Here is a 14394-nt window from a genome sequence, read left to right on the forward strand (position 1 = left end):
CGGCCGTCCGGGGTACGGATTCTCGTCCCCCGGATGCCGTACCCCGCTATCCCGCTACGAACGTATGTGCGGCCTTGTCGTGCCAGCACTGGCGCCAGGGCCGGTCGAAGAGGCACCAGGCGACACCGACGATCCCGATGCCGAGCACGCCCGGGACGCTGTACACGAGCCAACGGCGCAGCGCCCCGCCGAAGCCGGGCGGCTCGTGGCTCTCGATGCCGCGCACCTCAAGACCGCAGAGCTTCTTGCCCAGGGTGCGGCCCCACTTGGCGGTCGGCAGCGCCTCGTAGAGGACGCCGAAGAGGAGGAGTACGGCGAGGACGATGCCGAGGTAGGCGGCCGTGGTGCCGTCCAGCAGCCAGACGGTCTCGGTGCGGCCGGAGAGCTTGGCCGCGTCGATCTTCTCGTTGATGTGGTCGGCCGCCTTGGCGCCGAGCGGTACGGCCGCGGTCGCGGTGACCGCGCCGAGCACGAGGGTGTCGACGAGCCGGGCCACCAGCCGCTTGCCGAGCCCCGCGGGGCGGGCCGCCGACTGCCGCCGGGCCGCCGCCTGGAACACGTCGTCCACGGGCGGCTTCCAGGGCGTCACGGGCCCCTCCTCGTCCCCCGCCAGCCGGTGCACCTGCTGCGCCCAGGAGGGCTGCCCACCACCGGCTCCGGAGGCCATGGGCATGCCTCCGGAGCCCGCCTGGGACTGCACCGGGCCGGACTGCTGGGGGACGCCGGGGGCGGGCTGCGGGGGGCCGGAGAGGGCGGTGGAAGCGGACGCGGGGGCGGGGGCGGCGGGCATCCCGGTGCCGATGCCTGCCTGGCCCGCCTGGGCCTGGGCCGCGGCGGCCCGCGCGGCGGCGGCCTTTCCGGCACCGAAACCGGGGCCGGAGGGATCACCGGACGGAGAGTTCGCGCCAGGCGCCTGGCCACCGGCGGCGGGCGGACTCCCACCGGGCCGCCGACCATCGGCCGCGGGCGCCGCAGCGGCACCCCCGAGACCGCCTGCGGCGGAGCCGGTCCCGCCGACGCCCCGGGCACCGTAATCCCCCGCAGAGCCCCGGCCGCCATAGTCCCCGCCTGCGGAGCCGGTGCCGGTGCCGACGGGCCCGTAGCCTCCGCCGACCGAACCGGCCGAACCCTGCGAGCCATACCCCCCGGCACCCGCACCCGACCCCGCCGACGCGCTGCCCGCGTTCCCCGTGCCCCCGCCCTGCGCCCCCGGCGCCCCGCCCTGTTGGGGGGTGCGCGGGGTGGGGCGGCGGAAAGTCGTCGTGCCCTCGTCGGGGAGGTCCGGGGCCGGGGTCTGGCGGTGGAAGACGAACGTGCCCGGGTTGGGCGGTTCGTCCTGTTGGGCGGGGACCCTCGGGTCCGGGGCGCCCCAGGACACGTGGTGGTCCCGGGCGCCGCCGAAACCGCTCTGGTGGGCGCGGTCCGCGCCCCACGCCGACGCCGGCTCGGGGTCCTCGTCGAAGAAGTGCGGGCCGGTCTCCTCGACGGACGGCGCGGCGGGCGCCAGCCCGTCCGACGGCGCCGGGCGGCTGGTGCCGGGCACCCAGGACGCGCCGTTCCAGTACCGGACGTATCCAGGAATGGACGGGTCCGGGTAGTACCCCTCGCGGGGCCTGTCGTCACCGGGTGCCGGGGTTGGGGCGCTCATGTCCGTCGTCCCGTATCTGCTCGGAGGTCGAATGAGGGTGTCCACATCTATCAGACCTGTGCCATCGCCACTGCCCGTCCCGCCCGACCCACCCCTTTCCGGGCAAGCTCGTGCACGGAGTCCACACTCCCCGAAGCCCCGTGACGCCTTCGCGAAGCCTCGCGGAAAAAAGTTTCCCGAAGTCGCGTAATGCTTACGGCCGCACGCCCTCTCCACTCGTACGGGCCCACCGCGGGACCCCGCGAGCACGAGAGGACACACGTCATGCACACAGTCGTAGAGCGGGAGTTGGAGCTGAAGCTGATCCTGTCGCCGGAACGGAGCATTCCCGTTCCGGCCCGGCTCAGCTACCGCACGGACGACCCGTACGCCGTCCACATCTCCTTCCACATCAACTCCGAGCACCCGGTGCACTGGACGTTCGCCCGCGAACTGCTCGTCGAGGGGGTGTTCCGGCCGTGCGGGCACGGGGACGTGCGGGTGTGGCCGACGAAGGTCGAGGGGCGCAGTGTCGTTCTGATGGCGCTGAGTTCACCCGACGGGGACGCCCTGTTGGAGGCCCCGGCGGCCCAGGTGTCGGCGTGGCTGGAGCGGACCCTGCGGGTGGTGCCCCCGGGCTCTGAGGCCGAGCAGCTCGGTATCGACGACGGCCTGGCCGAGCTGCTCGCACCGACCCCGGCCGACGACCTGTGGCTGCGCGACCCGTGGCCGTCGGACGAGTCGCGGGACGGGGAGTGAGCCGTAGAAGAGAGGGAGGGGGTCAGAAGAGTTTGCCGGGGTTGAGGATCCCCAGCGGGTCGAAGGTCGCCTTGACCGCCCGCTGCATCTCCACGCCCACCGGCCCGATCTCGCGGGCCAGCCACTCCTTCTTCAGGACGCCGACGCCGTGTTCGCCGGTGATGGTGCCGCCGAGTTCCAGGCCGAGGGCCATGATCTCGTCGAAGGACTCGCGGGCGCGCCGGGACTCGTCGGGGTCCTGCGCGTCGAAGCAGACGGTGGGGTGGGTGTTGCCGTCGCCCGCGTGTGCGCAGACGCCGATCGTCAACTGGTACTTCTCACCGATCCGTTCGACCCCTTCGAGCATCTCGCCGAGCCGCGAGCGGGGCACGCACACGTCGTCGATCATCGTCGTGCCCTTGACCGCTTCGAGCGCGGTGAGCGACAACCGCCGTGCCTGGAGCAGCAGTTCGGACTCCGCCGCGTCCTCGGCGGGCACCACCTGGGTGGCTCCGGCGGCCTCGCAGAGGGCTCCTACGGCGGCCAGGTCGGCGGCGGGGTCGAGCGTGTCGAAGGCCGCGAGGAGCAGTGCCTCCGTGCTCTCCGGCAGTCCCATGTGCGCGAGGTCGTTGACGGCCTTGACGGTCGTACGGTCCATCAGTTCGAGGAGGGACGGCACGTGCCCGCCCTCCATGATCCGGCACACGGCGTCGCACGCGGCGGCAGCGGACCCGAACTCGGCCGCCAGGACCAGCTGTTGGGGCGGCTGCGGCTTCAGCGCCAGGACCGCCTTCACGACGATGCCGAGCGAGCCCTCGGAGCCGACGAACAGCCGGGTCAGGTCGTACCCGGCGACCCCCTTGGCCGTACGCCGGCCGGTGGTCATGAGTCGCCCGTCGGCGAGGACGACGTCCAGGCCCAGGACGTACTCGGCCGTCACCCCGTACTTCACGCAGCACAGCCCGCCCGAGGCGGTGCCGATGTTGCCGCCGATCGTGCACATCTCCCAGCTGGAGGGATCCGGCGGGTAGCAGAGGCCGTGTTCGTTGACCGCGCGGGAGAGGGTCGCGTTGATGACGCCCGGCTCGACGACCGCGATGCGGTCGACCGGGCTGATCTCCAGAATGCGGTCCATCTTCGTCAGCGACAGCACGATGCAGCCCTCGGAGGCGTTGGCCGCGCCCGACAGGCCGGTGCGGGCGCCCTGCGGGACGACCGGGACGCGCAGTTCGGTGGCGACGCGCATCACGTGCTGGACGTGTTCGACCGTGCGCGGCAGCACGACGACGGCGGGGGTGCCGGACGGGCAGAAGCTCGCCATGTCGTTGGCGTACGAGACCGTGACGTCCGGGTCGGTGAGGACGGCCTCGGCGGGCAGCCCGGTCAGCAGGCGGTCGAGCAGGGATCCGGTGTCGTGGTCGCGAGGCGCTTCGATACGGCTCATGATCACAGCGTCGCACTCGCGGCCATCGGTGTGAACCCCGTCCACGCGCGGCTTCGGCTGCCCGGGCGCGGTCGTCGTACTGACGCAGAGTGAGCGCCATGGAGAACGAACAGCGGAGCCCCGGTACGTCCCTGGTGGCGGAGGAGCGCAGGCGCCGCTCCCCCGTTCTGCGGTGGGTGCTGATCGCCTCGGTCGCCGGGTGTGCCGTGGTCGGCGGGCTGCTGTGGCTGCTGCCCGAGGAACCGCGTCCGGCGCCGCCGCCCGCGCCGGGCCCCAAGACGCAGGCGCTGACCGCGGTGACCGCGGGGGTCCCGGCCGCGCTCCCCGACCTGGCCGCGCTGATCGGCGACCGCGAGGCCCGGGTGCGGGCCAATTCGCGGGATGCCCGCTCGTGGGCGGTGCTCGGGGTGGCCTACGTGGAGCAGGGACGGCGGACCGGCGACGCCCTGTACTACCCGAAGGCCGACGACGCCCTCCACACCTCGCTCAAGGTCCGCGCGAAGGGGAACGACGCGAGCGCCGTGGCGATGGACGGCCTGACGGCGCTCGCGAACGAACGGCGGGACTTCCGGGCGGCCCGCACCTGGGGCGAGGCCGCGGTGAAACTCGCACCGAAGCGCTGGACGACGTATCCGCTGCTGATCGACGCGTACACCGGCCTCGGCGACTACAAGGCGACCCGGCGGACCCTCGAAAAGCTCCAGGAACTGCACTCCGGACCCGCCGTGATGGCGCGCGCCGCCGAGGTCTACCGCGACCGGGGCTGGCGCGAGGACGCCGCCGCCCAGCTCGCCGACGCGGCGGCACGGGCGACCGCGCCCGCCGAACAGGCGGCCTGGTGGCAGCGGGCCGGGGAACTGGCCTGGGAACGCGGGGACCGTGAGATGGCGCTACGGCACTTCGAGGCGGCCGTACGGATCGACCCCGACCAGCGGGAGGCGCTCGCCGGGGAGGGCCGGGCGCTGGCGGCACTGGGCCGCACCTCGGAGGCGCTGAACGCCTACCAGGTCGCCCTCGCCAAGCAGCCGACCCCCCAATACGCCCTGGAACTCGGCGAGTTGTACGAGTCGCTGGGCCTCACCCAGGCGGCCCGCGTGCAGTACGACACCCTGCGGACCCTGGCGACCCGGGACGCGGCGGGCGGTGTCGACGACGAGCTGGTGCTCGGCGTGTTCGAGGCGGACCACGGCGACGCGCGGGACGCCGTACGGCGGCTCCGGGCCGAGTGGACCCGGCAGCCGGGGATCCCGGTCGCGGACGCGCTGGGGTGGGCGCTGCACCGGGCCGGACAGGACGCGGAGGCGCTGAAGTTCGCGTCGACGGCGACGGACAAGGTGCACGGGGGCGGGGTGCGGGACGCGCTGTACGCGTTCCACCGGGGCATGATCGAGCGGGACTTGGACAAGCCCGCGTCGGCGCGCCGCCATCTCCAGGAGGCGTTGCAGATCAACCCGTACTTCTCGCCGCTGCGGGTGCCGCTGGCACAGCAGGCGCTGGCGGCCCTGGGCGAACCGCCCGCCGAGCCCCTGCCCTCGGACAAGGATCCGCAGGACAAGGAGCAGCAGGAGAAGGCGGGTTGAGCGACTCGCGCCTACGGCTTGTAGCAGAGCGAGAACCGTCGCGCCCCGGCCTCTCCTGACGCGAAGCCCAGACACAGTCGGGTGCCGGGCTTCGTGCGGACCGCCAGGCCCTCCGGTTCGCGGTGGGTGAGGGTGTGGGCGGCCTCCGTGCGGGACTGCTGGAGGAGTTCGCCGGTGCGGATGTCGAGGCAGGAGACGTAGGTGTTGCCGTGTTTCGCGGGCGGGTTGGTGGTGGAGTCGTAGGCGGTGCCCGCGAGTTGGTAGAGGTGGTCGCCGTCGAGGGCGTAGCCCTGGAACGGGATCGCCGGGTCGGGGTGGGCGCCGGTCTGCGCGATGTCGGCGAGCGGTGTGGCGTAGTCGCGGGCCGCGAAGGCGTCCAAGTCCCATATGCGGTACCGGGGTTGGTTGGCGATGCGGTAGCGGATGGCGATGCGGTTGGACGTCGTGCAGACCGTGGGCTGGTTGTTCGTGGCGTTCGCGATCGGCTTGCGGATCGCTACGTCGGCTGCCGTGCGGACCGTGCCGTTCGCGAAGTGGAAGCGGGTGACGGCCTGGCCGTAGGCGCCGCCGGAACCGGCCTTCGCGGCGGCCTCGGTCCAGATCCAGACGTCGCCGTCGGGGGTGTTCTGCACGCCCATGCTGACGCCGTGCCCGAAGCCCTGGAGGTGCATGTGGCCGAGCGAAGTGCCTTTGTAGTCCAGCTGGTTGAGGCAGAGGTTGCCCGCGTCGGCGCCGCCCTGTCTCAACTGGAGGACGTACAGGCGCTGGTGGACCTCGTCGAGGGCGAACGACTGGAGGACCGTGGGTTCGTGCAGGGTGCTCTTGTTCCAGAGCCAGCGCACGGCCGGTGCGGTCAGGTCGATGGGCGCGTCGGCCACGGTCCTCCCAAGTCCCTTGCGGGACCTGTGAGTTACAGGTTGCCCCGCTTTTCCTGCTCCCGCTCGATCGCCTCGAACAGGGCCTTGAAGTTGCCCTTTCCGAAGCCCATCGAGCCGTGCCGCTCGATGAGTTCGAAGAACACCGTAGGACGGTCCTGGACCGGCTTGGTGAAGATCTGGAGAAGGTACCCGTCCTCGTCGCGGTCGGCGAGGATCTTCAGTTCGCGCAGGGTCTCGACGGGGACGCGGGTGTCGCCGACCCACTCGCCGAGGGTGTCGTAGTACGAGTCCGGGGTGTCGAGGAACTTGACCCCGGCCGCGCGCATGGTCCGTACCGTCCGCACGATGTCGTTGGTGTTGAGCGCGATGTGCTGGACGCCCGCGCCGCCGTAGAACTCCAGGTACTCGTCGATCTGGGACTTCTTCTTGGCGACGGCCGGTTCGTTGATCGGGAACTTGACCTTCAGGGTGCCGTCGGCGACGACCTTCGACATCAGCGCGCTGTACTCGGTCGCGATGTCGTCGCCCACGAACTCCTTCATGTTCGTGAAGCCCATGACCTTGTTGTAGAAGCCGACCCACTCGTTCATGTGGCCGAGTTCGACGTTGCCGACGCAGTGGTCGATGGCCTGGAACGTGCGGTGGGTGGGCGCCTCGACGAGCGGGTCGGCGGGGGCGAAGCCGGGGAGGTACGGGCCGTCGTAGTCGACGCGCTCGACCAGGGTGTGGCGGGTCTCGCCGTAGGTGGCGATGGCGGCGAGGACGACCGTGCCGTGCTCGTCCTTCAGCTCGTGCGGCGCGGCGAGGGAGCGGGCGCCGTGCTCGACGGCGTAGGCGTGGGCGGCGCGCGCGTCCGGGACCTCGATGGCGAGGTCGACGACGCCGTCGCCGTGCTCGGCCACATGCCGGGTGAGGAACTCGCCCCAGGGCGTGGCGGGCCTGATGACGGAGGTGAAGACGAAGCGGGCGGAGCCGTTGGTGAGGACGTACGAGGCGGTCTCGCGGCTGCCGTTCTCCGGTCCGGAGTAGGCGACCAGCGTCATGCCGAAGGCCGTGGAGTAGTAGTGCGCCGCCTGCTTGGCGTTGCCCACGGCGAAGACGACCGCGTCCATTCCCTTGACCGGGAAGGGGTCGGCCTGCCGGGCGGTGTCGGGAGTGTGGTGAGTGTTCGCAGAGATGACAGCCATGAGCGCAGGCTCCCCCTCCCTGGCAAGGTGCGCAATAGTTTGCGTTTCTGCTGGGCAGCTTGTTCAGTGGTACGACTGTTTCGGCGGGCTTTCTGTACAGGATGACCATCCTCGGAGGCGGACACCATGGGGATCGATCAGCTCGACGGCCGGATCATCGTGCTGCTGGCCGAGGAGCCGCGCATCGGGGTGCTGGAGATGTCCCGGCGGCTGGGGGTCGCCCGGGGGACGGCGCAGGCGCGGCTGGACCGGCTTCAGTCGAATGGAGTCATCCGGGGGTTCGGTCCGCAGGTCGATCCGGCGGCGCTCGGCTATCCGGTCACGGCGTTCGCGACGCTGGAGATCCGGCAGGGGCAAGGCCCGGACGTCCGGGCGCACTTGGCGACCGTCCCGGAGGTCCTCGAACTGCACACCACCACCGGCAGCGGGGACATGCTGTGCCGGCTGGTGGCCCGCTCGAACGCCGATCTCCAGCGGGTCATCGACCGGGTTGTCGGTTTTGATGGCATTGTCCGGGCCGCCACCGCGATCGTGATGGAGAACCCCGTTCCACTGCGGATCATCCCGTTGGTGAAACAGGCGGCGGAGGACCCGGAAGGGACGAGCCGGCCGACGTAGGGGTGTGTGCGTGTGAGCTTCTGGGAGTACGTGGGCAACCGGCACCAGCAGCTGCTCACCGACGCCTATCAACACGCCAGCGCGGTCTTCCAGTGCATGGTCGTGGCCACGCTGATCGGGGTGGTGATCGGGGTCGTGACGTACCGGAGCGAGTGGGCGGGCAACCTCGCCACCACGGCCACCTCGACCATTCTGACCATTCCCTCGCTCGCCATGATCGGTCTGCTCATTCCGATCGTCGGGCTCGGCGTCCCGCCCACGGTGATCGCGCTGACCCTGTACGGCCTGCTGCCGATCGTCCGTAACTCGATCGTGGGGCTGCGCGGGGTCGACCCGTCGCTGGTGGACGCGGCGAAGGGCATCGGGATGTCCCGGCTGACGCGGCTCGCGCGGGTCGAACTGCCGCTGGCCTGGCCGCCGATCCTCACCGGCATCCGGGTCTCCACCCAGATGCTGATGGGCATCGCGGCCATCGCGGCGTACGCCTCCGGGCCCGGCCTCGGCAACGAGATCTTCCGCGGTATCGGCTCGCTGGGCAGCAAGAACGCCCTCAACCAGGTGCTCGCGGGCACGCTCGGGATCATCGTCCTGGCGCTGTTGTTCGACGCCGCGTACGTCCTGCTGGGACGGCTGACCATTCCCAGGGGGATCCGTGCCTGAGCCGACCACGACTACGACCACGACCACGTCCGGTGCCTCCATCGAGCTGGAGAACCTGACCAAGCGGTATCCCGGCAGCCCGCAGCCGGCGGTCGACAGCGTCAACATGGAGATCAAGGCGGGTGAGTTGGTCGTCTTCGTCGGGCCCTCCGGCTGCGGCAAGTCGACCACGCTCAAGATGATCAACCGGCTGATCGAACCGACCGGCGGCCGGATCCGGATCGACGGCGAGGACGTCACCGACATCGACCCGGTGAAGCTGCGCCGCAAGGTCGGCTACGCGATCCAGTCGAGCGGACTCTTCCCGCACATGACGGTCGCCCAGAACATCGCGCTGGTCCCGAGGATGATCGGCTGGTCGAAGTCCCGGATCAGGGACCGGGTGGAGGAGATGCTCGACCTGGTCGGTCTCGACGCCGGTGAGTTCCAGGGCCGCTATCCGCGTCAGCTGTCCGGTGGTCAGCAGCAACGCGTGGGCGTGGCAAGGGCGTTGGCGGCGGATCCGCCGGTGCTGCTGATGGACGAGCCGTTCGGCGCGGTCGACCCGATCACCCGCGACCATCTCCAGGACGAGTTGATCAGGCTCCAGCACGAACTGCACAAGACGATCGTCTTCGTCACCCACGACTTCGACGAGGCGATCAAACTGGGCGACCGGATCGCGGTGCTGCGCGAACGCTCGCACATCGCGCAGTTCGACACCCCGGAGGCGATCCTCACCAACCCGGCGGACGACTTCGTGTCCGGGTTCGTCGGCGCCGGAGCGGCCCTGAAACGGCTCAACCTCACCCGGGTCCGGGACGTGGAGATCACCGACTATCCGACGGTGACGGTGGACGACCCGCTCCAGACCATCTTCAACAAGCTCCGGGACAGCGGCACCAACGAGATCCTGCTGCTCGACAAGCGCGGCCGGCCCTACAAGTGGCTGCGGCGCGGCGACATGATGCGCGCCAAGGGTTCACTGGCCCGGGCGGGCACGCTGGTCAGCGACACGGTGACGCGTGACGCGACGCTGCGGGACGCGCTGGAGGCCGTACTGACGGACAACGCGGGGCGGGTCGCGGTGACCGGGCGGCGCGGTGAGTACACGGGTGTCGTCGACATGGAGACGCTGATGAACTCCGTGCAGGAACTCCTGGAGGCCGACCGGCTGGACGCGATGGAGTCGCGACACGAGCTGGAGGAGGCCCGGGCCCTCCAGACGCACGCCGAGCAGGAGGGCGCCGGAGGGGAGCGGGACACGTGACCACCACTCCCGAACTGGACGAGGAGGAGACGGCGGCCCCGGCGCCCCCGGCTCCCCCGAAACGCCGGATCACCTGGCAGAAGCTGACCATCCTGCCCGCGTTCCTGGTGGCGGTCCTGCTGGCGACCTGGCTGTGGTTCAACCAGGCGCACCTGGACGCCATTTCGGAGAACGCGCTCTCCAACGGGCAGGTGAGCAAGGCGCTTTGGCAGCATGTCCAACTCACCGTGATCTCCACGTTCTTCGTGCTGATCATCGCGATCCCGCTGGGCATCCTGCTGACCCGCGGGGCGTTCCGGAAGGCCGCCCCGGTGGCGATGACCTTCGCCAACATGGGCCAGGCGACCCCGGCGATCGGCCTGTTGGCCCTGCTGGTGATCTGGCTGGGCACCGGCGAGAAGGCGGCCCTGATCGGCATCATCATCTACGCCGTCCTGCCGGTCCTCTCCAACACCATCGCGGGTCTGAAGGCCAACGACCCGACGCTGCTGGAGGCGGCCAGGGGCATCGGCATGTCCCAACTCGGCGTCCTGGGACGGGTGGAGCTACCTCTCGCGGTCCCACTGATCCTGGCCGGTGTCCGAACCGCCCTCGTCCTCAACGTCGGTACGGCGACCCTCGCGACCTTCGGCGGGGGCGGCGGCCTCGGCGTCCTGATCACCACCGGCATCACCACCCAGCGGATGCCCGTCCTGGTCCTCGGCTCGATCCTCACGGTGAGCCTCGCGCTGCTGGTGGACTGGCTGGCCTCGCTGGCCGAACTGATGCTGCGGCCAAGGGGATTGGAGGCGGGCGCGTGAAACGCACCTGTCTGGTGGCGGTCGGCGCGCTGATCGTCGTCTCCGGCTGCGGACTGACCAGTGGCTCCCCCATGGTCGACGACGTGAGCCCCGGCACGGTCGGGCGGGGCGAGCCCCTCAAGGGCGCCCATCTCACCGTCACGTCCAAGGAGTTCACCGAGCAGCTGATCCTCGGCGCGATGATGGGCATCGCCTTCGAGGCGGCCGGTGCGGACGTCCTCGACCGGACCGGCATCCAGGGTTCGATCGGAGCGCGGGAGGCCGTCAAGTCCGGTGACGCGGACGGGATGTACGAGTACACCGGCACCGCGTGGATCACCTACCTCGGCAACAGCAAGCCGATCACCGACCCGATGAAACAGTGGCAGGCGGTACGGGACGCGGACCTGAAGAACGGCCTGACCTGGCTGCCGCCGTCCGCCCTCAACAACACGTACGCGCTGGCCATGAACCAGGCCAACTTCAAGAAGTACGGCACGAAGACGCTGTCGGACGTGGCCGCGCTGGCGAAGAAGGACCCGGGCGCGGTGACGGTGTGCGTGGAGAGCGAGTTCGCCAACCGCGCGGACGGACTGCCCGGCATGGAGAAGGCGTACGGGATGAGTCTGCCCGCGAAGAACATCACGCAGATGGACACCGGGATCATCTACACCCAGGTGAAGAAGGGGAGTTGTACGTACGGCGAGGTCTTCACCACCGACGGCCGCATCAAGTCGATGAACCTCGCGGTGATGGCCGACGACAAGAAGTTCTTCCCCAACTACAACGCGGCGCCCGAGATCAACACCAAGGCCCTGAAGAAGTGGCCGGCGATCGCGGAGGTCCTCGCCCCGGTCACGAAGAAGCTGAACAACACGGTGGCGCAGGCGCTGAACGCGAAGGTGGACGTCGACGGGGAGGACCCGCACCAGGTGGCGTTGGACTGGATGAAGGCGGAGGGGTTGGTGAAGTAGGGCCTACGAAGGGCCAGTTACAAAGAAGACGTTGCAACTGATTCTTTGCAACGCTATCTTTGTACGCATGCCGGAACAGCCCGACCCTCGGAAGCTCGACGCCCGTTCGCTGCGCGGACTCGCCCATCCCCTGCGGATGGAACTGCTCAGCGCGCTACAGCGGAACGGCCCCGCCACGGCGTCGATGCTCGCCGAGCGGCTGGGCGAGTCCAGCGGTGCCACCAGCTATCACCTGCGGCAGCTCGCCACGCATGGCTTCGTCGAGGACGCGCCTGAGCGCGGCAAGGGGCGGGAGCGTTGGTGGCAGGTGGTGAAGCAGGGCATCTCCATGGAGGAGGACCTGCTCCAGAGTTCGGATCCGTCGGTGCGCGGAGCGGCCGAGATGTTCCTCCAGGAGCACGCCACGCAGCACGGCCGCGAGGTATCGGCCTGGCTGGCCACCCGCGACCAGTGGTTCCCCGCGTGGTCGGACCACGCGATGGATCTCAGCGACTGGCAACTACGCCTGACCCCGGCGCTCTCACGCGAACTCATCGGCAAGATCCACGAGTTGCTCGGCAGCTACAAGGACAACGAGGCGGCCGAGGACGACCCGGAAGCGGAACAGGTCCGCCTCCACTCGCACGTCTTCCCCATCACCACAGAGCGAAGGAAACCCAGTGATCGACCCTGAGAGCCACCTCGCCCTGCACCACATCCGAGCCGCCGAACTCCGTGCCCAGGCCGCAGCCCACCGCCTCGCCCTCACGGCCGAGCCCCCGCGCCAACTCCGAACCCGGCTCGGCTGGACCCTCGTAGAGCTGGGCCTTCGTCTCGCCGCAACGGCCCCGCAGCCCGCCGTCGCCTAGCAGCCCGGCACGGAACCCTTCCCCGACTCCAGCGCCTCCAGGGCACTGACCGCGCCCTTCAGCGAGGTGACCGCCACCAGCCGTAGCCCCTTGGGGAGTTCGGACTTGGCGTCCGAGCACTCGGCCTTCGGGACCAGGAACACCGTCGCTCCGTCGCGGCGCGCGGCCTGGGTCTTGAGGGCCACTCCCCCGACCGCGCCGACCGTGCCATCCGTGCCGATCGTCCCCGTACCGGCGATGGTGCGACCGCCCGTGAGGTCACCGCCGTCGCCGTCGCCCTTCAGTTTGTCGATGATCCCCAGGGTGAACAGCAGGCCCGCGCTGGGGCCGCCCACGTCGGCAAGCGTGAGCGTGACCTTCACCTTCTTGTCGCTGAGGTTCAGGTAGTTGAGCGCGGCGGTGGTCGCGGCGTCCTGCGACTCCTGCATCTGCTGGGTGTTGTGCTGCTCGATCTCCTTGACGTTGTTGCCGCTCGGATAGACCGAGTCCCGCGGCATGACCGCCCGGTCGGTGCGGAACCAGCTGTCGATCACATCGCTCAGCGAAACATGTTGATCGGGTCCGGTCGCCTCGATCGTCGTCATGCGCAACTGGCCGCTCGTCGTACGCACCGGCGCCCCGGAGATCGTGATCACCGGGGTGCCCTGGTTCTCGCCGAGCACGTTCGCGGTCAGACCGGGCTGCGCCAGCGAGAACGGCAGCGGCGCGAAACCCGCCGTGGCGAGCAGCGCCACGACGGGCAGGGCACAGACGGCTACGGCCCAGGGGCGCGTGAGGCGAGAGAGGAGCACGGGATCAATCTAACGCGACGGTCACTTTCGGCCGTGCGCCGGTCACCCGATCGTCATGAACGCCGGTCACCCGATCATCATGAACGCCTCAGCGCAGCGCGTCCGCGACCTCACGTGCCGCGTCCACGACCCGCGGCCCCACCCGCTCGGGCACGGCGTCGGCCAGCATCACCACGCCGACGCTGCCCTCGACCCCCGTGACTCCGAGGAGCGGAGCCGCGGCACCGCTCGCGCCCGCCTCCAACTCCCCGTGCGTCAGCGTGTATCCGGGCTCGTCGGCCCCCCGATGCCGGGCGGCGAGGATCGCGCGACCCGCGGCTCCCTTGTCCAGGGGATGGCGGAAGCCCGCCCGGTAGGCCACGTGGTAGTCGGTCCAGGTCGGCTCGACCACCGCGACGGCGAGGGCGTCGGCCCCGTCGACCAGGGTGAGATGAGCGGTCGCCCCGATGTCCTCGGCCAGCGACCGCAGCGCGGGCAGCGCCGCCTCGCGTACGAGGGGGTGCACCTGGCGGCCGAGCCGCAGCACCCCGAGCCCGACCCGGGCCCGGCCGCCCAGATCACGTCGTACGAGAGCGTGCTGTTCGAGGGTGGCCAGCAACCGGTACACGACGGTCCGGTTGACGCCCAGTTTGTTGGACAGTTCGGTGACGGTCAGCCCGTGGTCGGTGTCGGCCAGCAGTTTGAGGACGCGCAGTCCCCGGTCGAGCGTCTGGGAGGTCTCCGCGGTCACGACGCCCACTCCTTAAGTGGTGAGGTCGGCGGCCCCCTCGCGGCGGATGCGTCACCGAGTCCCGTCAGTGACGCGCTACAGAGGCCGCCGATCGGCGAGGCGGCCCGGCGTGTCCGGGCCCCAGTCGCTTCACGGCTGCGCTCCGCGGCGGCGCTGCCACGGGGCGTGTGCGTAGCGGGACACTAGCGAAGGGGGTTCGCTGAGCGGAAGTCTCCGTCCAGAATCCGGGCACTGCCTGGTACGGACCGGTTCGGTTCACGGTGATATGTCCTGACCTGCGGATCGCCCGCG

The 14394-nt window shown here is 70.3% G+C and carries 15 protein-coding genes; 9 read left to right on the top strand and 6 right to left on the bottom strand.

All coding sequences use genetic code 11. The annotated features are described in order from the left end of the window. Positions 1-46: 46 nt before the first annotated feature. Positions 47-1648: an RDD family protein gene (locus ACWIHT_RS24150; RefSeq protein WP_456170288.1), complete on the bottom strand. Its 1602-nt coding sequence runs from the start codon at positions 1646-1648 to the stop codon at positions 47-49. A 264-nt stretch (positions 1649-1912) separates the two neighbouring features. On the opposite strand from ACWIHT_RS24150, the gene ACWIHT_RS24155 reads away from it, so the two are divergent. Further along, the gene (locus tag ACWIHT_RS24155; protein WP_019065934.1) at positions 1913-2386 is read left to right on the top strand and encodes an SsgA family sporulation/cell division regulator; all 474 of its coding nucleotides are present in this window, start codon (positions 1913-1915) and stop codon (positions 2384-2386) included. 22 nt (positions 2387-2408) lie between these two features. On the opposite strand, the gene ACWIHT_RS24160 is transcribed toward ACWIHT_RS24155, so the two are convergent. After that, positions 2409-3815, bottom strand: coding sequence for an FAD-binding oxidoreductase (locus tag ACWIHT_RS24160; protein WP_456170387.1), 1407 nt, complete (start codon positions 3813-3815; stop codon positions 2409-2411). A 92-nt stretch (positions 3816-3907) separates the two neighbouring features. Between ACWIHT_RS24160 and ACWIHT_RS24165 the strand changes: the two genes are divergently transcribed. Beyond that, positions 3908-5389 carry a tetratricopeptide repeat protein gene (locus tag ACWIHT_RS24165; protein WP_456170289.1) on the top strand — a complete coding sequence of 494 codons (1482 nt, stop codon included), beginning with the start codon at positions 3908-3910 and terminating at the stop codon, positions 5387-5389. Between the two features lie 11 nt (positions 5390-5400). On the opposite strand, the gene ACWIHT_RS24170 is transcribed toward ACWIHT_RS24165, so the two are convergent. Continuing rightward, positions 5401-6267 (bottom strand): phage baseplate protein, encoded by an 867-nt coding sequence (locus ACWIHT_RS24170; protein WP_456170290.1) that lies wholly within the window; start codon positions 6265-6267, stop codon positions 5401-5403. 32 nt (positions 6268-6299) lie between these two features. Continuing rightward, the gene (hppD, locus tag ACWIHT_RS24175) at positions 6300-7454 is read right to left on the bottom strand and encodes a 4-hydroxyphenylpyruvate dioxygenase (protein WP_456170291.1); all 1155 of its coding nucleotides are present in this window, start codon (positions 7452-7454) and stop codon (positions 6300-6302) included. A gap of 126 nt (positions 7455-7580) precedes the next feature. Between hppD and ACWIHT_RS24180 the strand changes: the two genes are divergently transcribed. From ACWIHT_RS24180 to ACWIHT_RS24210, 7 genes are all read left to right on the top strand, one after another. After that, positions 7581-8072, top strand: a complete 492-nt coding sequence (locus ACWIHT_RS24180; protein WP_456170292.1) for an Lrp/AsnC family transcriptional regulator — start codon at positions 7581-7583, stop codon at positions 8070-8072. Between the two features lie 12 nt (positions 8073-8084). Next, positions 8085-8732: an ABC transporter permease gene (locus tag ACWIHT_RS24185; protein WP_456170293.1), complete on the top strand. Its 648-nt coding sequence runs from the start codon at positions 8085-8087 to the stop codon at positions 8730-8732. Continuing rightward, complete coding sequence (locus ACWIHT_RS24190; protein WP_456170294.1) at positions 8725-9981, top strand: betaine/proline/choline family ABC transporter ATP-binding protein; 1257 nt, start codon at positions 8725-8727, stop codon at positions 9979-9981. The genes ACWIHT_RS24185 and ACWIHT_RS24190 overlap by 8 nt, the downstream gene beginning before the upstream one ends. Next, on the top strand, positions 9978-10781 hold the full coding sequence (locus ACWIHT_RS24195) for an ABC transporter permease (RefSeq protein WP_456170295.1): 804 nt from the start codon (positions 9978-9980) through the stop codon (positions 10779-10781). The genes ACWIHT_RS24190 and ACWIHT_RS24195 overlap by 4 nt, the downstream gene beginning before the upstream one ends. Further along, complete coding sequence (locus ACWIHT_RS24200; protein ID WP_456170296.1) at positions 10778-11734, top strand: glycine betaine ABC transporter substrate-binding protein; 957 nt, start codon at positions 10778-10780, stop codon at positions 11732-11734. Before ACWIHT_RS24195 ends, ACWIHT_RS24200 begins: the two co-directional genes overlap by 4 nt. 67 nt (positions 11735-11801) lie before the next feature. After that, positions 11802-12407, top strand: coding sequence for a helix-turn-helix domain-containing protein (locus tag ACWIHT_RS24205; RefSeq protein WP_456170297.1), 606 nt, complete (start codon positions 11802-11804; stop codon positions 12405-12407). Beyond that, on the top strand, positions 12397-12582 hold the full coding sequence (locus tag ACWIHT_RS24210) for a hypothetical protein (RefSeq protein ID WP_456170388.1): 186 nt from the start codon (positions 12397-12399) through the stop codon (positions 12580-12582). Before ACWIHT_RS24205 ends, ACWIHT_RS24210 begins: the two co-directional genes overlap by 11 nt. Here the strand turns inward: ACWIHT_RS24210 and ACWIHT_RS24215 are convergent. Both ACWIHT_RS24215 and ACWIHT_RS24220 read right to left on the bottom strand, forming a co-directional pair. Beyond that, positions 12579-13373, bottom strand: coding sequence for a S16 family serine protease (locus tag ACWIHT_RS24215; RefSeq protein ID WP_456170298.1), 795 nt, complete (start codon positions 13371-13373; stop codon positions 12579-12581). The genes ACWIHT_RS24210 and ACWIHT_RS24215 overlap by 4 nt on opposite strands. 88 nt (positions 13374-13461) lie before the next feature. Beyond that, a complete protein-coding gene (locus ACWIHT_RS24220) occupies positions 13462-14103 on the bottom strand; it encodes an IclR family transcriptional regulator (protein ID WP_456170299.1) in 642 nt (213 codons plus the stop codon). Positions 14104-14394 lie beyond the last annotated feature (291 nt).

The organism is Streptomyces sp. NPDC002276 (assembly GCF_053891435.1).